This is a genomic window from Dactylosporangium sp. NPDC006015, from assembly GCF_040614215.1.
Classification (GTDB): domain Bacteria; phylum Actinomycetota; class Actinomycetes; order Mycobacteriales; family Micromonosporaceae; genus Dactylosporangium; species Dactylosporangium maewongense.
The window spans coordinates 71047-93089 of the sequence record NZ_JBEXUD010000013.1; the positions used below are offsets into that span (position 1 = coordinate 71047).

A 22043-nucleotide genomic window follows, 5' to 3' on the forward strand; every position below is an offset into this window, starting at 1 on the left:
GATAAAGCACGGCTGAGCGAGTAGTGCGCGGCGAATCTGGGCAAGAAGGTACAGATAAGAAAATTTCAGTGCCGACCTCAGGAAGGCGGCCCGTCGTGATCGAGCAGCCGCACTCGACCGCCGCGCAGCTGCTCGGGCTGCTCGTGCAGGCGCACGACCTGGACGACTTCCTCGACCGGCTGGTGCATGTCGCCGCCGCGGCGGTGATACCCGCGGTGGCGTGCGGGCTGACGGTGCGGCGGGACGGGCGGCCGTTCTCGGTGGCGGTCAGTGACGCGCTTGCCGGTCAGGTCGACGAGATCCAGTACGGCGCCGACGAAGGGCCGTGTCTGGATGCCATGCGGGGCGCCGAGGTCGTTGTCGTCGAAGATCTCCGTCGGGAGCGGCGCTGGAGCGCGTACCGGCCGCACGCGGTCGCGCACGGTATCGCGAGCTCACTGTCGATGCCGCTGATCGTCGAGGGGCAGAGCCTCGGCGCGATGAACCTCTACGCGGCCGCCACACAGGTGTTCACCGCGCCGGTCCGCAAGCAGGCGGAAGGGATCGCGGCGCAGTGCACCGACGCACTCACGCTCACCGTCCGCCAGTTTCGCCAGTCCCAGCTGCTGGATCAGCTCGCCGAGGCCATGGTCTCCAGCAGCGTCATCGACCAGGCCATCGGCATCCTGATGGCGCAGCAGCGCTGCACCGCCGCCACCGCCTTCGACCTGCTACGCCGGGCGTCGCAGAGCCGCAACCGCAAGCTCCGCGACGTGGCCGGCGACATCGTCACCAGGGTCAGCGGCGCACCGCCCGAGCCCCGGACCGACTTCAGGAACTGACGGATCGGGTCACCCGGGAGTCATACCAGGGCGACGATCGGCAGTCCGCGCAGGATCCTTCTCATCTACGTACCTCGCTGTCGACGGCATTGACCGCCACAGTGTCGGCGACCCGCGTACAACCGACACGCGGCCGCGATGCGAACGCATACATCGCTCAGGCCGCAGCCGCCCGCAGGTCGTCGACGATGGCGGCGAGCACGGCGGCCGGGTCCGGGGCCCGGGTCAGGGCGCGGCCGATGACGACGTGTGACGCGCCGGCACGGAAGGCGTCCGCCGGGTGTGCGGGGCGGGCGTGATCGCCGGCGGCCGGGGTGCCGGGCAGCGTGACGCCGGGCGTGACGATCAGCTGGTCCGGGCCGAGCAGCCGGCGCAGTGCGGCCGCGTCGTGCGGGGAGGCGACGACGCCGTGGCAGCCCGCCCGCCGTGCCAGTGCGGCGAGGCGGGTGACCTGCTCCTCGATGGTGGCGTCGATGCCGACCTCGGCGAGGTCCGCGGCAGTGAGACTGGTGACGACGGTCAGCGCGACGACGCGCAGCCGCGGGAACGGCGCGGCCGCCTCCACCGCCGCGGCCAGGATCCTGGATCCCGCCGTCGCGTGGACGGTGACCATGGTGGCGCCGTGGCGGCCGGCCGCTCGAACGGCGGCGGCGACGGACGACGGGATCTCGAAGAGCTTCAGGTCAAGGAAGACATCCTTGCCGGCGGCGGCAAGCGCGGCGGCCAGGGACGGGCCCGCGGCGGTCAGGAGCTCCAGTCCGATCTTGTACGCCTGACCGGCGTCGCTGAGACGGTCGACCATCGCGACGGCGTCCTGGGCGTTGTCGTGGTCGAGCGCGACGATGACGCGACGGGACAGATCCATGGCGAGCATCCTGGCATGATCGGCGGCATGACCGATCGTTTCGTGCGGCACCTGCCCGTCGGTGAGCCGTCGACGCCGTTCGACGGCAGTGGGATTCCCGGGTGGGACACGTTCCCGTTCGACGGCGACCTGCGGGTGCGCTCGCTCGATCCGCCGGTGCTGCCGGAGTCGCCGCGCAACGGCGAGGACGGGCCCGAGTCGTGCATGATCTGTAAGGACGAGACCGCGAGGACGGTCTGGGCGGACGAGCACTGGATGCTCCGGCACGCCGGCGGGCCGAGCGCGGTGCCGGTCGTGGTGCTGCTGTGCCCGGTCGGCCACTACGACCTGGGCACCCTGCCGCCGGAGCGGGCCGCCGAGCTCGGGCCGATGCTGCAGCGGGTCGAGCGGGCCATCATGTCCGTGGGCGGGATCGCCAGGGTGCACGCGTCGAAGATCGGCGACGGCGCGGCGCACCTGCATCTGTGGTTCATGGGCCGGCCGGCCGGCTTCGAGCAGCTGCGCGGCAGCTGCCTGGTCCTGTGGGACGACGTGCTGCCCAAGCAGGACGAGACCCAGTGGCGGGCGGTCCTCGCCGAGGTGGCCGAGGCGCTCGCGGCCGACGGCGGCGCGGTGTACTGACAGCGAGGTCAGAGCTTCTCGACGACCCGGAAGCGTTGCAGGACGGCGGGCGTGTCGTCGTCGACGGTGAACCCCGGGTCGCCGAGCCAGCCGCGGTAGTCGGCCCCGTGCCAGAACTCCTCGTGCCCTGCCCGCCAGGCGGCGACGGTGGCGTGGCCCTCGCCCTCGTCGCGGGCGTGCCGGGCGTCGACGTCGCCGAGGCGGCGGACCTCGACGCCGGTCAGCTCGATCACCGCGACAGGACGCTCGGCGGAGTCGACCACGGCCGACTGGTCGCCGGCGGTGGGCAGCGGCTCACCGTCGATCTCCCAGTCCTGGAGCAGCCCGGTCGTGGTCGTCTTCGTGCCGTTCAGGACCGCGGCGACGAGCGCGTCGCGCAGCGGGCCGGGGAACGCGAACTGAAACGTGGGGAGCTCGGTCACCGGGCCAACACTACGGCTACTGTCGGGCGGGTGAGTGGTCGCTCGTACATGGTGGCAACGCGGATGCCGATGTCCAGGGCCGGGTTCGACGGCTGGCTGGCGGCGCCGCTGCCCGGGCTCGACGTGATCGCCAATCCGGCGGCGATGTGGACCGGCTGGGCGATCGACGGCGCCGGCACCGACTGGGACCTCACGGAGCTCGCCGGCTACCCCGCCGCGGTGGCCGGGATCCGCGCCGCCCGGGCCAAGACCCCGCGGGAGCTGCTCACGGCCCGCGCGGCCGGCGGATTCACGCTCGCCCGGCACCGCGACGACGCGCTGGAGATCTACCTGTACGACTACCGCGGTGACGTCTACAGCACGCAGACCGACCTGCTCATGCTCGCGGGCGCCGGACGGTTCGCCGACGCGGGCGCCCCGGTCATGCACTGGGGTGGCGACGTCTACCCGGACCTGCCGCTCGGCGGCGACCAGCCGCTCGCCGTGCTGCTGGTCGACCGGGACGGTGCCAGGTTCACCGACCGTCACCCGGTCGGCGCGCTGATCGAGTCGCTGCGCCCGGTCGAGGCCGCGTTCCTCGCCGCCGCGCCGGTCGACGACGGGGACACCGGCTGGGACCCCACCGACGTCCTGGACCCGGCCATCAGCAACCACGTGGCGTAGCCGTCACGCACGGTAAGGACCGTGTGTCAGGTGCGGCGGACAGCGAGGACGGCGACGTCGTCGGTCGGGGCGGCGTTGTCCAGGAGGGTCATCGCCGCGTTGCAGGTGGCGTCGGCGGAGGCCACGGCGGCGAGCACGCTGACCATCCGCTGCAGGCCCGGGGTGATCCCGCGGGCACGGCGCTCGACGAGGCCGTCGGTGTACAGGAACAGGCCCTGGCCCGGCTCCAGCGGCAGCCGCGTGTTGCGCCGGGCGGCGTCGCGGTACGCGCCCAGGGGCAGGTCCGGGGGGATGCTGAGCAGCCGGCTCGGTTGGTCGGCGTCCCCTCCGGCCAACAGGACCGGTGGCAGGTGGCCGGCGTTGGACAAGGTCACGGTGCCGAGGTCCGGATCCAGGACGGCGTAGACGGCGGTGGCCATGGCGTCGGGCTCGAAGCGCTGCACCTTGCGGTCCAGGCGGGTGAGGACGTCCGCCGGGTCGTCGGTCTCCATCGCGTACGCGCGCAGCGCGCTGCGGATCCGGCCCATCACCACCGCCGCGTGCAGGCCGCTGCCGGCGACGTCGCCGATGACGATGCCGACGTGCCCTGACGGGAGGTCGAAGACGTCGTACCAGTCGCCGCCGACGCCGACCTGGGCACCGGGAACATACCGGACGGCCACGTCCAGGCCGGGAACCGCCGTCGGGCGGGCCGGGAGCAGGCTGCGCTGCAGGGCGACGGCCGCGGCCCGGTCCAGGTGCGACCGGCGCGCCTCGGTGGCGAGGCCGGCCCGGTCGGCGACGAGCTGCAGCAGCTCGATGTCGTCGGCATTGAACGAGCGCTGCTGCAGGGTGCCGACGTGCAGCACGCCGATGACCCGGCCGCTGCTGAGCATCGGCACGCCGAGCACGGACGTGGTGCGCGCTGGTAACAGCGCCGTGTCGAAGTCGGCGCCGCCGCTGCCGGCCCGGTCCAAGCGCTCGACGGCGACGGCGGCACCGCGGACGGCGACGCCGCCGGCGAAGCCGTGGCCGAAGGGCACCCGCACCTCGTGCCGGGGCTCCCGGTCGAGACCGGCGGTCGCCATGGCGACCAGCTCGGTGCCGTCGTGGTCGAGCAGCAGCAGGGCCGCACTGTCGGCGCGCAGGATGTCCAGGGTCCGCTCCAGCAGCTCGTGCAGCAGGTCCTCGAGGCCGAGCTGTGACAGGGCGGCGTCGGTCACCGCCTGCAGCCGGCGCAGCTTCTCCTCGCTGACCGCCAACGCCTTCCCGCCGCGCCTCGGCACCCGTGCCCCTGCCTCTCGCCCCTCCGCCCGCTCGAACCCGCCCAGTGTCGCATCAGCACCGCGCCGCACCCCTCCGACACCGCGGTGCGACCCGACGACGAACGCCGCGACCGGAGGCTCAACCGGACAGGTGCGCCAGGACTCCGGTCATCTCGAGCACGTCGCGCACGACGCCGGCCGCGTTGGCGATCCGGAGCTGCCGGCCCTGTTCCCCGGCGTGCCGGCGGGCCTTGAGCAGCGTGTTGATGCCGGCCGAGTCGATGAAGGTCACCTCCGCCAGGTCCACCACGACCGTGGCGGCGCCGCTGTCGACGGCGGCGAGCACCTCACGGTCCAGGTCACCGGCGGTGGAGAGGTCCACGTCACCGGCGATGCTGACCGTGCAGGTGTCATCGTCGCGGGTGGTCGACATCGACAGCGTCATGGCCCCTCCCGGCGCGAAACGACAAGCACCTGCTGACCCTATATGGTGGCTGCGACGGGGGCGCGACGGCGCCGCGGCAACACACGACCTGTGGATGCGACATGCGGGACGACCCTGACTCATCACCGGTGATGGTGGCCCTGCCATCGGTGACGGTGGCCGGCGTCGGCGACGTCCGGGAGCGGGTGGCGGACGCCGCCCGCGAGGCCGGTCTATCACCCGAACGGGTGAACGGATTCATCATCGCCGTCAACGAGATCGTCATCAACGCGATGGAGCACGGCGGCGGCACGGCCGCGGTCACCCTGATCTCGCAGGCCGGCAGGCTCGTCGTCGAGATCGCCGACACCGGCACCACGCCGTGGCGGTTCCTCGTCCCGGCGCAGGCTCCCCCGCCCGAGCAGATCCACGGCCGGGGGCTGTGGCTGGCCGAGAAGCTCTCCGACGACCTCACGGTCGACACCACCGCCGGCCGGCGTCTGGTCCGCCTGACCGTCAACGCCCGCGCCACGTAGGCCGGCGCCGCCACCGGTCTCGCGTGGATGCCGACCGCCGGGTGGCCGCAAGACGTGCCGGCCGGCGCCGTCGGGCTCCTCGGCATGCGGAAACCGCAGCGGCGAGGAGCCCAGCGAACGCCGGCGTCCGGGCCCGGTCAGGGGCGTCGAACCCTGCCGGTGGAGCATGGCCCGGGCAACCTGATGCCCGGTCCGGTCAGGGCTGCGGCTTGTAGGTCGCCGCGGAGAAGTCCGCGGGCAGCCCGCCGCCGGTCATGTCCTGCACCCACAGGCCGAAGAACGCACCGGTGAAGCCCCACGCACGGGGCACCCCGTTGTCGGACTCCTGGGCGTACTCGTCGGAGAGGATGCTCGCGTCGAACGGGCCCCACTCCACGTCGCCGTACGACGCGCGCAGCACCCCGCCGTCGAGGTCGAGCCGGAGCCGGACCGGACCGTCGACCGGCACCGCGGGACCGTGCGCGGTGACCCGCCCCCGGTCGCTGGAGAGCACGTCGACGAACGGGCCGCCGGTCTCGTCGTAGCCGACCCGCAGCAGGAACCAGTTACGGCTGTTGTAGTACGCGGTGATGCCCGCCAACTGCTGGAAGTGCACCGGCGCGAACTCGACCGTCGCCTCGAACGTCGCCCGCGCGTGCTGGACCCGGCGCCCGACGAGGCTCTCGCCGGACAGCGCACCCGGCGAGCGGCCACCGTGGATGCGCACGTGCCCGGGGCGGGCGTGGGTGGACACCCAGTTGCTGGTGGCGGGCCGGCGCAGGGTGCTCCACTGCGGGCCGAGCAGCGCGCCGGTGAAGTCGTCGGTCTCCGGCTCGTCCGGCCACGGGTGCGCCGGCAGGGCCGGGCCGTCGACGACGTCGTGCGGGACGCCGCCGTCGATGCGCGGCCAGCCGTCGTCGGTCCAGGTGACCCGCTGGATCGCGGTCTCCCGGCCGAGGACGCACCGCCCGCGCGGGCTGAGCGGGCGGCCGGTGAGGTGGGCGAAGAACCACTCGCCGTCGGGGGTCTCGACGAGGCTGCCGTGGCCGGCCTTCTGCAGCATCAGGTCGGGACGGTGCACGGCGGTGATGAGCGGCCCGGCGGGATCGGACTCGTAGGGGCCGAGCACGTCCCGGGAGCGGGCGACCGTCGCCTGGTGGAACCATTCGGTGCCGCCCTCGGCGGTGACGAGGTAGTACCAGCCGTCCCGCCGATACAGGTGCGGCCCCTCGGTCATGCCGGCCGCGGTGCCGGTGTAGACGTCGACCGGGTCGCCGACGAGCTGGCGGAGGTCGCGGTCGTACCGCTGGGCGATGATGCCGTTGGCCCAGGCGTGCCCGGGCCGCCAGTCGGTGCGGTTGGACAGCAGCCAGCTCTGCCCGGTGGCGTCGTCGTGGAACATCGACGGGTCGAAGCCCTGCGCGTGCAGCGGCACGGGCGCCGACCACGGGCCTTCGATCGACGGTGCGGTCACCAGGTAGTTCGGGGTGTCCCAGAAGCCGGAGTAGGACTTCACGTCGGTGAACACGAGGTGGAACAGACCATCCACATAGGACAGGCAGGGCGCCCAGACGCCGCCGGAGTCGGGGTTGCCGGTCATGTCGAGCAGCCGGACGCTGTCCAGCGCGCCGCCGAGCGGCCGCCAGTGCACGAGGTCCTTGGAGTGGTGCAGGCGCACGCCCGGATACCACTCGAAGGTCGACGTGGCGAGGTAGTAGTCGTCGCCGACCCGCAGGATCGACGGGTCGGGGTGGAATCCGGGCAGGACCGGGTTTCGGATGGAGCCGGCAGTCATTGGTCGTCCCTCGTGAGTGTGTTACTTGCCGAAGCCCGCGGCGAGTCCGCTGAGCAGATGACGGCGGCCGAACAGGTACAGCGCCAGGACCGGCAGCGCGGACAGCACGACCGCGGCCATCAGGCCCGGCACGTTCGTCCCGAACTGGCTCTGGAAGTTCCACAGGCCCAGCGTCAGCACCCGCTGCTCGTCGCTCTGCGTCAGCACCAGCGGGAACAGGAACCCGTTCCAGGCGCCGAGGCCGACGAAGATGCCGACGCTGACCAGCCCCGGCCGGGACAGCGGCAGGACCAGCCGGCCGAAGACCCGCGCCGCGGTGGCGCCGTCGACGGTCATCGCCTCGTAGAGCTCGTTCGGGATGTCGCGCAGCGTGCTGGTGAGCACGACGATCGCGATCGGCAGCGAGAACGCCGCGGTCGGCAGGACGATCGCCAGCAGGGTGTCGTACATCTGCAGGCGGGTGATGATCAGGTAGATCGGCACGATGACCGCCTGTGCCGGCACGGCGAGGCCGAGCAGGAACACGTTGAACATCGAGCGGACCGTGCGGTTCGGGTTGCGCACGATCGCGTACGCGGCCGGCAGCGCCACCGCGAGCACCAGCGCCACGGTGCCGAACGCGACGATGAGACTGTTGGTCAGGTAGCTGGTGAACCCGAGGTCCCACAGCGACGTGAAGTTGTCCAGCGTCGGGTTCGTCGGCAGGTCCAGCGGGCCCTGCTCGATGTACTGGTCCGGCGTGCGGAACCCGGTGATGACCACGAAGTACACGGGCACCGCCACGATCAGCAGCCACACCGTGGCCGCGATCCCGGCCAGGAAGTGCGGCCGGCCGCGCCGGCGGGCGCCGGGCGGTGGCGGCGGCACGGACCGGGTGCGGTGCACCGGCCGTCGGGCGAGGTCGAGACTCATCAGGCACCTTCCCGGTCGCTGGCCATCCGGTGGTAGCCGGTGAGCCTGACGACGACGATCGACAGGGCGGTGCCGAGCGTGACGAGGACGACGGCCAGGACGCTGGCGTAGCCCATGTCGAAGCCGACGAAGCCCTTGATGTACATGTGCAGCGGCAGGACCCGGGTCGAGGTGCCGGGGCCGCCGTTCGTCATCAGCAGGATCATCTCGAAGTAGGTGAGCGAGCCGACGAGGATGAGCACCGATGAGGCGACGATGGTGTTGCGCAACTGCGGCAGCGTGATGGAGAAGAACTGCCGCACCCCCGTCGCGCCGTCCAGCGCCGCCGCCTCGTAGAGCGACGCCGGGATCTGCCGGGTCGCCGACTGGTACAGCAGGGTGTGGAACGGCACGAACTGCCAGGCGATGACGAACGCGATGACGTACAGCGCCTTGTCGGGGTCGCCCAGGAAGTTGCCGTCCGGCGCGCCGAAGTACTTGCCGTAGTCGGCGGCGAGGCCGAAGTTCGGGTCGAGCAGCGACACGAAGGTCACCGAGATCGCGGCGGTGGACAGCAGCAGCGGCAGGAAGAACAGCGTCGACAGCACCGCCCGGCTGCGCTGCGGCCCGGCCGCCCACACGCCGATGAGCAGCGCGAGGGGCGTCTGGCCGAGCCACGAGACGACCGTCAGGATGAGGGTCTTGCCGACGCCGTTGAACAGTTCGGCGTCGTCGGCCAGTGCCGCCCAGTTCGACAGGCCCGTCCAGACCGGGTCGCCGAGCCCGTTCCACTTCGTGAAGCTGAGGTAGACGACCGCGATGACCGGCAGGATGCCGAACGCGGCGAAGAACAGGACCGCCGGCGCGGCCCAGATGACTCCGGGCCGCGCCGCCGCTTTCGACGTCGTCACTTTGCCTTGGCCATGTTGGCGACGAAGGCGTCGGGCGTGACCTGCCCGAGGAACAGCTTCTGCAGGTTGGTGAGCAGCTCGGTGCTGACCGACGGGCTGAGCGCCTGGTCCCAGGACTGGGTGAAGCTCGGGGCGTTGGCGACCAGGTCGTAGGTGAAGCCGGTGAAGTCGGCGTTGGGCTTGGACTTCAGGGTGGTCTCCACGCCCTTCACGGCGGGCACCTGACCGGCGTCGATGAGGCCGTTGATGTACTGGTCGGACGTGAGCGACTTGGCCAGGAAGTCGATGGAGGCGTCCTTGCTCTTCGACGCGGCGTTGACCGAGTAGTAGTTGCTCGGGTTGCCCACGACCGACTTCGGGTCGCCGGCGCCGCCCTCGTACGCGGGGAACGCGGTGAAGCCGAGCTTGCCGTTCTTGATGAAGTCCGGGTTCGCGTCCTTCTGCACCGAGAAGTCCCAGGTGCCCATCAGGTGCATCGCGGCCTTGCCGGTCGCGAAGAGCTTCGAGGCGCCCTGGTTGTCGTAGTTGACGCTGGCGAAGTTGGTGCCGAAGGCGCCGCGCTTGACGAGCGTCTGGATCTCACCGAGGGCCTTGACGACGGCCGGGTCCTGCCAGGCGCCTTCCTTGCCGGCGGCGATGTTGGCGAACTTGTCGGCGCCACCGATGCGGTCGAGCAGGTACTCCAGCCACATCAGCTCGGTCCAGCCCTGCGAGCCGGCGAGGGCGATCGGGGTGATGCCCTTGGCCTTGAACGTGTCGACGAGCGAGAGCAGGTCGGCGTAGGTCTTCGGCGGCTGCACGCCGGCGGCGGCGAAGACGTCCTTGTTGATGAACAGCACGACCGGGAGCACGCCGAGCATCGGCAGGCCGTACTGCTTGCCGTCGACCTTGCCGACGTCCAGCACGCTCGGCAGGAACTTGGCCTTCAGGTCGGGGTTCTTGGCGAGGGCGTCGTCGAGCGGCGCGACCTGGCCGGCCTTGACGAACTCGGCGAGGTTGCCGCCGCCCCAGTTGAAGAAGACGTCCGGCGCGGCGGGCGAGCCCATCGCGACCTGCAGCTTCTGCTTGTAGGCGTCGTTGACGTAGGTGACCAGCTCGATCTTGGTGCCGTTCGCCTTGTTGTACGCGTCGATGCTGCTGGTGGCGATCGGGTTGACCGCGGCATCCTGCAGGGCCCAGACCTGGACCTTGCTCGGCTCGCCGGCCTTCGAGGTGCCGGGGCCGGAGCTGCCGCAAGCCGTCAGGGCAACGGCAGTGGTGGCGGCGAGTATCCCGGTCATGACCCGGCGAAGCTGCATTGAACGGCGCATGCGCCGAACCGTCCTTCCATCGAAACAATCCGCACATCTCCGAATATTTCGGGAAATGTTTCGGAATGGGGGTGTGGGGTGTACGGTGCCGATCACAAGCCACGCCCCGATGGTTCGACAATCGTTTTCGAAACACAGGTGAACCATGACGATGAAGACCGGCCCCACGATGGCGGAGATCGCGCAGGAAGCGGGCGTCGCGATCTCGACCGTGTCGAAGGTGCTCAACGGTCACACGGACGTCGCCGCGAAGACCCGCGAAACCATCGAGCGGCTCATGTCCGAGCGCGGCTACCAGCGGCCGCGAGCGGCGAAGAACGGCCGCCGCCGGCGCAACGACCTCGTCGACCTCGTCATCAACGAGCTCGACAGCGTGTGGGGGCTTTCGATCCTCACCGGCGTCGAGGAGGTCGTCGAGGAGGCGGGGCTTGCCCTGGTCGTGTCGGCCGTGCACAACCGGCAGTCGCTGACCCGCCGCTGGGTCGAGTCGCTGCTGGCCCGCGGCTCCGAGGGCGCGATCCTCGTGCTGTCCGAGCTCGCCGAGCGCCAGCACGAGGACCTGACCCGCCGCAACCTGCCGTTCGTCATCGTCGACGCGGTCAACCAGCCGCCGCCCGACACGCCCGCGATCGGCGCCACCAACTTCGCCGGAGGTTACAGCGCCGCAGAGCACCTCGCCGCGCTCGGACACCGGCGGATCGCCGCGATCGGCGGCCACGAACAGTTCCAGTGCACCCGCGCCCGCATCGCCGGCTTCCGCGCGGCCCTGGAGTCGGCGGGCCTGCCGGTCGACCGGCGGCTCATCCGCTACGGCAACTTCCACCACGACGGCGGCCTGCACGCCGCGCAGGCGCTGCTGGAGCTGCCTGACCCGCCGACGGCCATCTTCGCCGGCAGCGACCAGCAGGCCACCGGCGTCTACGAGGCGGTGCGCCGCGCCGGGCTCACCATCCCCGGCGACATCAGCATCGTCGGCTTCGACGACCTGAACTTCGCGCAGTGGACCGCCCCGCCGCTCACCACCATCCGCCAGCCGCTGCACGAGATGGGCGTCGTCGCCGCCCGCACCCTGCTGCGCATCGTCAACGGCGAGCGCCTCGAGTCCACCCGCATCGAGCTCGCGACGGACCTGGTCGTCCGGGAGAGCACGGCACCCCCGCGGGCCGCCTAGCCGGCCGGCGGACGCTGCAACCAGTCGTCCTCGATCCGCATCATCAGGACGTGGCTGGCTTCGGGGTGCGTCGGCATGCAGGCCCAGAGCTTGACGGTGCGCTGCTCGACCCGCGTGTCGTCCGTGTCGAGCAGCTCGTCGAAGGTGAGCACGGCCGCGCGGGCGATCGGCGTCGCGATTTCCGTCGGGTCGTCGAGCTTCCACTGGCCGTGGCCGTGGAACGGGCCCACCCGGCCGGTGCGCTCATGAAGGGAGCCCAGGTGGGCGACCGGCACGCCGGTCGCGGTGAAGGTGCCGTCGGGCTTCAGGTCGTAGCGGACCGAGCTCTGATGACCGGCCCAGACACCCACGTAGGAGGTGGCCTCCAGCGCCACCGACGCCGTGGGTCCTTCTTCGAGGATGTCCCCGATCGCGCAGCCCGCGGTCAGGACCAGCGCGGCGACGGCCAGTGCGATGCGCCGCTTCATCGCTTCGTCATCCCGTCCTTGCCGTGGCCCAGCGTGATCGGTTCCACGGGGTCGTCCGGCGGATCGCTGACCCACTGCGTCGCGGTGAAGGTCACCTCGCGCGGCTGCGGATACGGCTGCTTGTCGTGCTCGTCGCGGACCGAGGTCATGCCGAGCACGAGCAGATGACGGTCCTCGGCGATGCGCCAGGAGCCCTTGCACCGGAACGGCCCGAACGGCCCGCCGACGTGGAACGCCTTGTCGTCGAAGGTGACGGTCGGTACACCGGAGGCGTCGAACGTGCCATCGGGCCTGAACGTGTACGTGGCGCCGCTGACGTGGCCGACCCAGACGCCGGCGACGATGTCGGTGGTCAGGACGACGTCGCGCTGCTCCGAGTGGCGCGAGGCCGGCAGGCGGTCCAGGAAGCACGCGCCACCGAGCACCGCCACCACGACCCACGCCGCCGTCCGCAACCCCCGCCGCACGTGACGAACATAGGCGCCCGTCGTCGCGCCCCGCCTTGCCCTTTGCACGATCCTCACAGGCCCCGCGCCTGATCCTCACGTTCAGCGGGGTCGGTCATGGGCCGGACCGGATGACCGGCCCATGACCGACGTCAATACCACGGGTCAGCGCACCGACCACTGCTGGTTCGGCAGGCCGAGGCAGTCCCAGATGATCATTGGGGTGCCGTTGGCGGTGCCGCGGCCTGAGGCGTCCAGGCAGCGGCCCGACGGGGGGTTGAAGATGGAGCCGTCGGAGCGGATGACCCACTGCTGGGCGGTGTTGCCATAGCAGGTCCACAGCTGGACCTTCGAGCCGTTGGCGGTGGCCGCCCTGTCGATGTCCAGGCACTTGCCGGACTGCGGGTTCACCAGGGCGAGCTCGACCTGACGCCACTGCTGGGCGCCGTTGTTGAGGCAGTCCCACAGCTGCACGACCGTGCCGTCGGCGGTTCTGCCGCCGGAGACGTCGAGACACCTGTTGGAGCCGACGCCGACGATCGTGCGGATCGGCGACTGGCCGCCGCGGATCAGGAACAGGTTGTCGGCGACGTTGAAGTTGTTCGCCAGGTAGGAGCCGGGTGCCGGGGCGGTCGAGTAGTAGTCGTTGTGGCCGCAGTCGAGCCGGTTCTCGTGGTTGCGGTCGGTGCAGATGTACCGCATCGGCGGGTGGTTGGGCTCGTCGGAGTAGCACATGACGTCGTACTCGTCGGTGCAGTGCGCGCCGCCGGACGCGTTCGGCGCGTTGTTGTTGACCGCGCCGAGGTTGTGGCCGAGCTCGTGGGAGGCGACGGCGGCGTTCCAGCAGCCGTTGTCGGACCGGCCGAACTCGGGGCCGAAGTTGGAGCGGTTGTCGTCGCTCTTGCGGGTGTCGCCGGCGAAGCCGCCGATGCCGCAGTACACGTTGGCGTCGGTGAGCATCATGTACTTGCGGTCGGTGCGGTTGTAGCCCAGCGCCTTGACGGCGTTGACGCTCGCGCCGAAATCGCCGAGGGTGGAGTCCGCGACCCGCACGCTGCGCACGACCGGACGGCACTGCCCGTTGACCGACTCGGTGACGAAGCGGACGTGCCGCTCGCCGCCGGTCTCCTTGGCGCTCTCGTTGTAGATGACGTCGACGCCCTCGCCGATCTGGCGGAACGTCTCCAGGAACTGGCCGTACCGGTCGGTGTTGCCGTGCACGTACAGGATCTCCACGCGGCGGCCGGAGACGCCGTCGCCCTCGCAGACGGGCAGCGCGGCGACGGCGGCGGCAACCGTGGCGGGAGCGGCGGCGACCGGCGACTTCACGCTGAGTCCGTTGGGCGGCGCGTCGGGGCCGTGGGTGCACATGACCGGGTTGACGGCGGTGACCCGCAGCCCGCCGACGCAGGCGCCGGCCTTGTCGGCGACCAGGCCGCGGTGCACGAGCCCGCGCGAGGCGTCATCCGACGGTTGCGCGACCGGACGGGCGTCGGCACCGAACACCGACGGCTCTGACAGTGCTACGGGAACGTGCGCGGACGCCGCGCTGATCTGGCCGGTGAGAGCCATGAGCAGCGCGACGCCCGCGATGAGGAACGGCCGCCGTTGGCGGACGGTTGCCTTCATCGAACCTCCTTGGGGGTCTTGGGGCCCTCAAGGTAGGTATGAACGGTGCAGGACACCGAGCGGTTTCGATGTTTTTCGGTTGTTTACATGGGCCTTTCCCACGCAGGGACCGGCGGCGGTGGGCACCCCTGCTCACCGCCGCCGGGTTTGGGCGTGGCAGCCGACGCCGACGGCCACCACGGGTCCTGCGGCTGGTCCGCTACTGGAAGCGGAACCAGTCGATGTCCATCACGTCGGCGCTGTCGCTGCACCGGATCACCGCGGTGATGGAGGTGGTGCCGGCCGGCAGGTTGCTGACGTTGAAGGCGATCTCCTTGTACGTCGTCCAGCTGCCGGTGCCGAGGATGCCGGGTGCGGCGATGACCGGGCCGGTCGCCGAGCCCGCGTGGAACTCCAGGGTGAACGCCTGGCTCGTCGGGCGGGCCGAGGAGTAGCGGAACACGACCTGGTTGGGGTTGCGGCCGCCGAAGTCGACGCCGTCGAACTTGATCCAGTCACCGTTGTTGGTGTAGCCGACCTCCTGGCCGCCGCTGGCGCCGGACGTGGTCACCTTCTGGATGCCGCTCTGGCTGTTGTACGACTCGGCCTCGATCGTGGCGAACGCGTTGCGGTTGCCCGGGTTGCCGGTCGGCCCGCTGGAGGTCGGCGGGTTGCTGGTCGGCGGCTGGGTGGTCGGGCCGGTGCCGCCGCCCCAGTTGGCGCCGCGGCCGGTCAGGGTGCCGTTGACGAACAGCGAGTTCTGCAGCTCCCGCTTGAAGTTCGACTTGATGTTGGCGTTGTCCTGGATGCGGCTGTTGCCCCAGTACCCGTCGGAGCAGCCCGGCTGGCCCGAGGAGGCACCCGGCGGGCAGGCGAACTGGGCGATGGCCTCCCAGTTGCTGTTGATGTACGCGGCGCCGCGCAGCACGTCGGCGTTGCTGTTGATGTAGTTGAAGTACTCGTTGTACCAGGTGCCGATCTTCGTCCAGTCACCGTTGAGCGAGACCCGGTTGTTGACGTTGGTGCAGCTGGCGTCGAGGTTGGCGGTGCGGTACGCCTGCGGGGTCGACTCGGAGATCATCGCCGGCTTGTTGTGGCTACGCGCGAAGTTCAGGACCCGGTCGTAGAGGACCTTCGGGCTGCTCGTCGGGTTGTCGCAGGCCCACTGGTACTGGCGGTAGTTCGCGTCCCAGTAGAAGGTGCTCAGCGCGACCCAGTCCACGACGTCGTCGCCGGGGTACCAGTCGGACAGGTGGCTCGGGTTGCTGAAGTCGAACTTGTACTGCGCGTCGCCGTCCTTGGCGTAGCTGGCGCTCTGCCACACCGTCGCCACGTTGGTGGCGCCGAGGGCGTCGATGCGCTGCTTCACCACGCGGAACGCGGCCTTGTAGAAGTCGTAGTTGTAGCAGTTCCACGGGCCGTCGAACTCGTAGCCGACCCGCAGGTAGACCGACCGGTTCGTGTTGCGCAGGTAGACGATCAGGTTGTCGAGGTTCTGCCGGTACTGCTGGCCGAGGGCGCCGGCGATGTCCGCGTCCTGCCGGCCGATGATCGCCCGCAGCGGCTGGTTGGCGCAGCCGGGGTTGTCCGCGAGGTACAGACCGACCGCGAGCGCGGCGCCCGGGTACTCGGCGAGGGTCTGGTTGAAGTTGAAGATGTTGCCGTTCAGGTTGCAGGTGGCGGTCAGGCCGTTGCACGCGTTCGGCGAGATGTTGGTGTACAGCGTGACGCCGCCCGGGCGGGGGAAGGACGCGTCGACGTCGAGCACCTGCTGCTTGTACGCGGTCAGGTCGGGGGTGGTCTGACCGGCGAGGAACATGACCTTGCCGTTGGGCGGCAGGTTACGGCCGGCCACGGCGCTGGCGGACTGGGTGGTCACGGCGGTGATGAGGGGCACGGCGACGACGGTCGCCGCAAAGATGCCCAGGCCGATCTTGAATCTTCGGGACATGTGGCGGATTTCCCTTTCGTACTGTTCTCGGGGGTTTCGTCCTACTTACACAGGTGCTAGGCCAGGCGCCAGTTCTGGTTGGACTGACCGGCGCCGCAGGTCCACAGCTGCAGGCGGGTGCCGTTGGCGGTCCCCCACGCGGTGGCGTCGATGCACTTGCCGGAGGCGGGGTTGGTGATCGTGCCGTTGCCGTTGACGACCCACTGCTGGGCGCTGTTGTTCAGGCAGGTCCACAGCTGCAGGACGGTGCCGTCGGCGGTGCCGGCGCCGGCTGCGTCGAGGCACTTGCCCGACTGCGGGTTGACGAACGTGTTGCCGCTGCGGCGCCACTGCTGCGCGCCGTTGCCGAGGCAGTCCCACAGCTGGACGGCGGCGCCGTCGGTGGTCCGGCCGCCGCTGACGTCGATGCAGCGGTTGGAGCCCTGCCCGATGATCCGGTTGACGGTGCCGGTGCTGCCGCCGGAGCAGGTGGTGACGAAGCCGCGGTCGGTGAGGCCCTGGCAGAAGGAGGCCTTCGCCGCGCCGTACCGTGACAGCCGGCCGTCGACGAACCAGGTGGAGTTGACGGGGAAGTCGAAACTTCCGTCCTGGATGCCGTCCCAGCCGTAGCGGAAGTCCAGGTCGATGTAGACGGCGGCCTTGATGACGTCGCGCAGGTCGTAGCTGCCGGACAGGTTCGGGATCGGGCCGCTGTAGTTCATCAGGCCGAACAGCCGCTTGACCCACATGTCGCCGCGGGTCTCCTCCATGCCGGCGGTGTCGCCGCCGTTGTCGGTGAAGTTCATCATCCCGGACTCCGACACGATCATCGGCTTGCCGTGGTCCTTGCTGAACTTCATCATCTTGAGCACGTTGCCGTCGTAGTCCCAGTTCTTCCACACCGCGGCCTGGTTACCGCCTGCGTCGGTGCCGATGTAGGCGTTGCGGCACTGCAGGGCACCGGTGTCGTAGTTCTGGGGCGGGGTGCCGTTGTACAGGTATCCGTTGTCATAGATCGGCATGCACAGCTCGTGGGCGAACACGGACACGCCGACCCAGTCGGTGACGGCGTCACCGGGGTACATCTGCTCGTACTCGCCGCGCACCGGGTGGAACACGTAGGTGACGTTGTCCTGCCGCTTCTGGCCCTCGATCAGCGAGCGGATCCGGGCGAACGCGTTCTTGTACGAGGAGCACGAGGCGTCGGTGCAGTGGTAGAAGCTGGACACCTCGTAGTCCAGGCGCAGGAAGAACTTCGCGTTCGGGTACTGATTGATGAACGCGATGAGCTGGTTGAACTGCGCGGCGTAACCGCCGGCGGCGAGCTCCGCGGTGACCGCCCGGGACCGGGCCGCCTTGGTGTTCTCGTCGCCGCCGTCGAAGCCGGGCGGGTTGTCCTTCCACGACACGCCGACCTGGATCATCTTGCCCTGCTGGGCCAGGAACGTGGCGTAGTCGCGGTGCCCGGCGTTGACCCAGGTGCCGGACTTCACTTCGTAGTAGACGGAGCCGCCGCTGGGCGCGGCGGCGAACGACGTGTAGTCGTCCCACGACACTTTCGTGGACTGGCCGGCGAACATCAGCCGCCCGCCGGCGGGCGCGAAGGTCGAGGCGCCGGCCGGCGCCGGTGCCGCGAAGGGCACCAGCAGCGGCGCCAGCAGCGCCAGGACGGTGAGGAGTCGTCGCAACATGCCGACACGGTATGGACCCGTACCGATGATCCCGAAGCCGTTTCGAAATGTGTCGTTCACAAGACCGACACGCCCACCGCAGTGGCACCCGTGTGACACCCTCGACGCCTCGCACCACCGCAAGGAGTCACATGGAGTTTCGGATCCTGGGTCCGCTGGAGGTCATCGCCGCGGGCAGGGTCGTCGCGCTCGGCGGGCCGAAACCCCGGGCGGTCCTCGCCACCCTGCTGCTCGACGCCGACCAGGTCATCAGCGTCGACCGGCTCATCGACGGCGTGTGGGGCGAGGACCCGCCACCCAGCGCGAAGAACGCCCTGCAGACCTATCTGTCGCGGCTGCGCCGGGTGATCGGCCCCGAAACGCTCGAACGGCACCAGCGCGGCTACCGGGTCGTCGCCTGCGCCCGGCAGATCGACGCGCAGCGCTTCGAGCACGGGGTCGCCCGGAGCCGGGAGGCGCTCACCGCGGACCCGGCGGCGGCGCTGCGCAGCATCGACGCGGCCCTCACGCTGTGGCGCGGGCCGGCGCTGATGGACCTCGCCGACGACCCCGCCGCGCAGGCGGAGATCGCCCGCCTCACCGAACTGCGCCAGGTCGCCGCGGAGCTGCGGGTCGACGCCCTGCTCGGGCTCGGCCGCACCGCGGAGGCCGTCGCCGCGGCGTCGGCGCTCGTCGCGGAGCACCCGCTGCGGGAGGGCAGCCGCGCGAGGCTGATGCTGTCGCTGTACCGGGCGGGCCGGCAGGCCGAGGCGCTCGCCACCTACCACGAGGCGCGCATCATGCTCGCCGACGAGTACGGCCTGGACCCGGGCGGGGAGCTGGCCACCCTCGCCCAGTCGATCCTGCGGCAGGAGCCGCACCTCGGCCCGGCGGTCCCCGCGCTCCCCCAGCCGCCTCAGCCACCCCAGGCGCCGGCGCTGCCCCAGCCGCCGCCGTTGCCCGCGGACCGGTTCCTGGGCCGCGACGTCGAGGTCGCCGAGGTGCGGGCGCTGCTGCGCGACCACCGGCTGATCACGCTCGTCGGGCCCGGCGGCAGCGGCAAGAGCCGCCTCGCGGCCGAGGTGTGCCGCGGGCTCGGCCGTGACGTGTGCGTCGCGGAGCTCGCCGGGCTCGCCGACGACACCCTGCTGGAGCCGACCCTCGCCCAGGCGTTCGGCCTGGCCGTCTCCACCGACCTCGCCGGCGTCGCCGCGGTCGTCGGCGACCGGCGGATCGTCCTGCTCGTCGACAACGGCGAACACCTCGTCGACGCCCTCGCCGGCGTCGTACCGCGGCTGCTCACCGGCCTGCCCGGCCTGCGGATCCTCGTCACCAGCCGGGTGCCGCTGAGCATCGGCGGCGAGCGGCGCCACCCCGTGCCGCCGCTGCCCGCCGCGACCGCCGCGGTCGAGCTGTTCCTGGACCGGGCCGCCGCCGTCGCCCCCGACTGGCGCTGCGACGCCGCCGAGCGCGCCGTCGTCACCCGGATCTGCGAACGCCTCGACGGCCTGCCGCTCGCCGTGGAGCTCGCCGCCGGGCAGCTCGTCGCGCTGTCCCCGGCGCAGATCCTGGAGCGGCTGGACGACCCGGCGGCGCTGCGGACCGCCCGCCGCGACGTGCCGGCCCGGCACCGCAGCCTCGACACCGCGATCGACGTGACCTACCGGCTCCTCGACCAGCCGCAGCGGGACACGTTCGCGCGGCTCAGCGTCTTCGCCGGCACGTTCGACCTCGACGCCGCCGAACGCGTCGCCGGCGACGTGCTCACGCCGCTGACCGGGCTCATCACCGCGTCGCTGGTCACGACGCTGCCCGACACGTCACCGCGGCGCTACCGCATGCTGCAGACGCTGCGGCAGTACGCCGGCCGCCGCCTCGGCGACGACGAGCGCCGCGCGGTCCGCCGCCGCCACCTCGCCCGCGCCGCGGAGCTCGCCGCGACCGCCGACCGGGAGCTGCGCGGACCCCACGCCCGCTGGTGGTTGCGCGCCCTCTCGGCCGAGCAGGACGACACCCGCGCCGCGCTCGCGTTCGCCCTCGGCGGCGAGGACCCGGCGGCCGGGCTGCGGCTCGCCGCCGACCTCGCCTGGTTCTGGTACCGCACCGGCCACATCACCGAGGGGCTGCGCTGGCTGCGGGCCGGCCTCGACGCCGCCCCGGACGCGCCCGGCGACGACCGGGCCAGGGCGCTGACCGGCATCGCCTGCCTGCAGTACCTCGCCGGGGACGTCGCCGCCAGCACCGAGGCGATCCTCGTCGCCCTGGAGCTCGCCCGTGCGGCGGGCCACCCCACGACCCTGGCCCGCGCGTCGGCGTACCTCACCCTGTCGCTGGGCCTGCGCGGTCAGCTGGAGGAAGGGGCCAAGATGGGCGAGGAGGCCCGCGAGCAGGCCATCGCCAGCGGCGCCGACTGGGTCCTGCCCGAGGCGCTGATCAGTATCGGTCTGATCGCCGGTGCGAGCGGCGACGCGGAGACCGCCGCGGCCGCCCTCGACGAGGCGATCGAGGTCGGCACCCGCTGCGGCTTCGTCTGGTCGGCCGGCTCCGCCCGCTGGATCCGCGCCAAGCAGGCCGCCGTCAACGGCGAGCACGACGAGGCCTACACGCTCACCCGCCGCGCCACCCGCGACCTGGACGAGGAGGACGACGTCACCGGCTGGCTCGCCACCACGCACCTGCTCGCCGGCACGCTCGCCCTCACCGGCCGGCCAGGCGCCGGCGCGGTGCTGCTCGGCGCGGTCGACGCGCTCGGCGGGCAGGTCGGCTACTCACCGCAGCGCATGGACCCGCTCAACGGCCCGCGCAACGTGGCCGCGGTCACGTCCCGGCTCGCCCCGACGGAGTACGACGCGGCGCACCGGCGCGGGCAGCTGATGGACCGGGCGGCGGTGCGCGCGTACATCGACGGGCTCTGACATTGCACGTGGATTGCACGCGGCGGGCCGCACGATGGTCCTCCGCTACAACCACGGAGTATTCGATGAAGTCCTTGACCAGAGCCACCGCGGCGGCGCTGCTCGCCCTGGCCGGCGCCATAGCCGTGCCCGGGGCGGCGCACGCCACGCCGCTGTGCAACCAACCTGTGCCGCCGCCCGCGTGCGGCGACCAGGACCCTGACCCGGACCCCGGCCCGATCGACACCCCGCCCCGCGGCGCCCTCGACGCCGTCACGTTCACCGGCAGCGGCGTCCGCGTCGAAGGCTGGGCCGCCGACGGCGACACCGCCGCGGCGCTGCAGGTCCACGTGTACATCGACGGCACGTACGCCGGCTCGACCGTCGCGAACACGTACCGGTCGGACGTCGCGGCCGTGTACCCGTACTTCGGGGCGTACCGCGGCTACGAAGCGGTGATCCCGGCGAAGCACGGCTCGCACACCGTCTGCGCCTACGCCATCAACGTGACGCCGTCCGGCGCCACCCCCACGGGCAACCCGCAGCTCGGCTGCCGCACCTACAACGCGCCGGCCATCTCGAACATCGTGTCGTTCCACAACGGCCAGCAGTGGATGATCTCGTTCGACGACAACGTCATCGGCGAGACCGGCTTCACGGTCCGCTGGGACTACTGGGTCTGGTACACGATCCCCGGCACACACGAGCGGGTGCAGACGCCGCGGTACTGGACGTACACGCTGCCGGCGCACGAGGGCACCGGCCGGGTCACGATGCCCGACCAGCGCACCATCAACGCCACCCGGCTGACCGTGACCGCGCCGGGCTTCGGCGGCGCCAGCACCACCGACCTCTACTGAGAGGTCCCTCCTGACCGCACCGGCCCCGGCAACACCGCGCCGCCGGGGCCGGTGCCTCACGTCATCCCTTGCGGGCCTGCCCGACCCAGTCCTCGCTGCGCTCCCACAGCTCGGCGGCGCGCTTCGGGTCCCGGGCGTACGGCATGTACCCGCGGAACGGCCCGCTGCCGCCGTACTCCGCGGCGACCGCGCAGTCCTCGAGGTACTGCCCGCCCCGCTTGGCCAGGTCCGGCGACACCGCCGCGTAGACCGACGTCGCCGCGCCCTGCCCGGTCGTCTTGAAGTCCTGCAGCGGCCGGCCCTGCTCGTCGAACTCCGCCTCGACGACGCCTCTGGCCTTCGCGACGTCCCGGACGGCGACGATCACCCGGGCGCCGGCGGCGGCGAGCGCCCTGGTCGTCTCGGTGCCGATGCCCGACGCGCCGCCGGTCACGATCGCGGTCCGTCCGCGCAGGTCGACGCCGTCGATCACCTCGGCGACGGTGGTCTTCGCTCCATGGTTCGCGTTCATACCT

21 protein-coding genes are annotated in these 22043 nt (G+C 71.4%); 7 read left to right on the forward strand and 14 right to left on the reverse strand.

All coding sequences use genetic code 11. From position 1 onward, the window contains the following. Positions 1–95 precede the first annotated feature (95 nt). Entirely contained in the window at positions 96–821 is a 726-nt protein-coding gene (locus ABZ321_RS24095; RefSeq protein WP_354894762.1) for a GAF and ANTAR domain-containing protein, read from the forward strand. Positions 822–978: 157 nt separating this feature from the next. Here ABZ321_RS24095 and pyrF read toward each other — a convergent pair whose 3' ends face one another. Then, the gene (gene pyrF, locus ABZ321_RS24100) at positions 979–1686 is read right to left on the reverse strand and encodes an orotidine-5'-phosphate decarboxylase (protein ID WP_354894765.1); all 708 of its coding nucleotides are present in this window, start codon (positions 1684–1686) and stop codon (positions 979–981) included. 27 nt (positions 1687–1713) lie between these two features. On the opposite strand from pyrF, the gene ABZ321_RS24105 reads away from it, so the two are divergent. Then, on the forward strand, positions 1714–2307 hold the full coding sequence (locus ABZ321_RS24105) for a hypothetical protein (RefSeq protein ID WP_354894768.1): 594 nt from the start codon (positions 1714–1716) through the stop codon (positions 2305–2307). 8 nt (positions 2308–2315) lie between these two features. Here the strand turns inward: ABZ321_RS24105 and ABZ321_RS24110 are convergent, their stop codons facing one another. Then, positions 2316–2729: an ASCH domain-containing protein gene (locus ABZ321_RS24110; protein WP_354894771.1), complete on the reverse strand. Its 414-nt coding sequence runs from the start codon at positions 2727–2729 to the stop codon at positions 2316–2318. Positions 2730–2792: 63 nt separating this feature from the next. On the opposite strand from ABZ321_RS24110, the gene ABZ321_RS24115 reads away from it, so the two are divergent. Further along, positions 2793–3392 (forward strand): hypothetical protein, encoded by a 600-nt coding sequence (locus ABZ321_RS24115; protein ID WP_354894774.1) that lies wholly within the window; start codon positions 2793–2795, stop codon positions 3390–3392. A gap of 26 nt (positions 3393–3418) precedes the next feature. On the opposite strand, the gene ABZ321_RS24120 is transcribed toward ABZ321_RS24115, so the two are convergent. Continuing rightward, positions 3419–4657, reverse strand: coding sequence for a SpoIIE family protein phosphatase (locus ABZ321_RS24120; protein ID WP_344510957.1), 1239 nt, complete (start codon positions 4655–4657; stop codon positions 3419–3421). Between the two features lie 118 nt (positions 4658–4775). Beyond that, complete coding sequence (locus ABZ321_RS24125) at positions 4776–5081, reverse strand: STAS domain-containing protein (protein ID WP_344510959.1); 306 nt, start codon at positions 5079–5081, stop codon at positions 4776–4778. A gap of 101 nt (positions 5082–5182) precedes the next feature. Here ABZ321_RS24125 and ABZ321_RS24130 point away from each other — a divergent pair, with 101 nt between their 5' ends. Next, positions 5183–5596 carry an ATP-binding protein gene (locus ABZ321_RS24130; RefSeq protein WP_344510962.1) on the forward strand — a complete coding sequence of 138 codons (414 nt, stop codon included), beginning with the start codon at positions 5183–5185 and terminating at the stop codon, positions 5594–5596. A 196-nt stretch (positions 5597–5792) separates the two neighbouring features. On the opposite strand, the gene ABZ321_RS24135 is transcribed toward ABZ321_RS24130, so the two are convergent. From ABZ321_RS24135 to ABZ321_RS24150, 4 genes are read right to left on the reverse strand one after another with little or no spacing between them, the layout of a single operon-like run. After that, complete coding sequence (locus tag ABZ321_RS24135) at positions 5793–7370, reverse strand: glycoside hydrolase family 43 protein (protein ID WP_354894779.1); 1578 nt, start codon at positions 7368–7370, stop codon at positions 5793–5795. A 21-nt stretch (positions 7371–7391) separates the two neighbouring features. Further along, positions 7392–8282: a carbohydrate ABC transporter permease gene (locus tag ABZ321_RS24140; protein WP_354894782.1), complete on the reverse strand. Its 891-nt coding sequence runs from the start codon at positions 8280–8282 to the stop codon at positions 7392–7394. Further along, complete coding sequence (locus ABZ321_RS24145) at positions 8282–9172, reverse strand: sugar ABC transporter permease (RefSeq protein WP_344510968.1); 891 nt, start codon at positions 9170–9172, stop codon at positions 8282–8284. The genes ABZ321_RS24140 and ABZ321_RS24145 overlap by 1 nt, the downstream gene beginning before the upstream one ends. Further along, on the reverse strand, positions 9169–10482 hold the full coding sequence (locus tag ABZ321_RS24150; RefSeq protein ID WP_354894785.1) for an extracellular solute-binding protein: 1314 nt from the start codon (positions 10480–10482) through the stop codon (positions 9169–9171). The genes ABZ321_RS24145 and ABZ321_RS24150 overlap by 4 nt, the downstream gene beginning before the upstream one ends. 145 nt (positions 10483–10627) lie before the next feature. Between ABZ321_RS24150 and ABZ321_RS24155 the strand changes: the two genes are divergently transcribed. After that, positions 10628–11653, forward strand: coding sequence for a LacI family DNA-binding transcriptional regulator (locus ABZ321_RS24155; protein WP_354894788.1), 1026 nt, complete (start codon positions 10628–10630; stop codon positions 11651–11653). Here ABZ321_RS24155 and ABZ321_RS24160 read toward each other — a convergent pair. The 5 genes from ABZ321_RS24160 to ABZ321_RS24180 all read right to left on the reverse strand — a co-directional run bounded on the left by ABZ321_RS24160 (position 11650) and on the right by ABZ321_RS24180 (position 17795). Further along, positions 11650–12120: a hypothetical protein gene (locus ABZ321_RS24160; protein WP_344510974.1), complete on the reverse strand. Its 471-nt coding sequence runs from the start codon at positions 12118–12120 to the stop codon at positions 11650–11652. The genes ABZ321_RS24155 and ABZ321_RS24160 overlap by 4 nt on opposite strands. Further along, positions 12117–12587, reverse strand: coding sequence for a hypothetical protein (locus ABZ321_RS24165; RefSeq protein WP_354894791.1), 471 nt, complete (start codon positions 12585–12587; stop codon positions 12117–12119). The genes ABZ321_RS24160 and ABZ321_RS24165 overlap by 4 nt, the downstream gene beginning before the upstream one ends. Before the next feature lie 144 nt (positions 12588–12731). Beyond that, positions 12732–14195, reverse strand: coding sequence for an RICIN domain-containing protein (locus ABZ321_RS24170; RefSeq protein ID WP_354894794.1), 1464 nt, complete (start codon positions 14193–14195; stop codon positions 12732–12734). A 199-nt stretch (positions 14196–14394) separates the two neighbouring features. Continuing rightward, positions 14395–16125 (reverse strand): carbohydrate-binding protein, encoded by a 1731-nt coding sequence (locus ABZ321_RS24175; protein WP_344510980.1) that lies wholly within the window; start codon positions 16123–16125, stop codon positions 14395–14397. A gap of 56 nt (positions 16126–16181) precedes the next feature. Next, positions 16182–17795 (reverse strand): RICIN domain-containing protein, encoded by a 1614-nt coding sequence (locus tag ABZ321_RS24180; protein ID WP_354894797.1) that lies wholly within the window; start codon positions 17793–17795, stop codon positions 16182–16184. A gap of 131 nt (positions 17796–17926) precedes the next feature. Here ABZ321_RS24180 and ABZ321_RS24185 point away from each other — a divergent pair, with 131 nt between their 5' ends. Then, on the forward strand, positions 17927–20689 hold the full coding sequence (locus ABZ321_RS24185; protein WP_354894800.1) for a BTAD domain-containing putative transcriptional regulator: 2763 nt from the start codon (positions 17927–17929) through the stop codon (positions 20687–20689). 65 nt (positions 20690–20754) lie between these two features. Then, positions 20755–21528: a hypothetical protein gene (locus ABZ321_RS24190; protein WP_354894803.1), complete on the forward strand. Its 774-nt coding sequence runs from the start codon at positions 20755–20757 to the stop codon at positions 21526–21528. 61 nt (positions 21529–21589) lie between these two features. On the opposite strand, the gene ABZ321_RS24195 is transcribed toward ABZ321_RS24190, so the two are convergent. Then, positions 21590–22039 carry an SDR family NAD(P)-dependent oxidoreductase gene (locus tag ABZ321_RS24195; RefSeq protein WP_354894806.1) on the reverse strand — a complete coding sequence of 150 codons (450 nt, stop codon included), beginning with the start codon at positions 22037–22039 and terminating at the stop codon, positions 21590–21592. Positions 22040–22043: the final 4 nt, after the last annotated feature.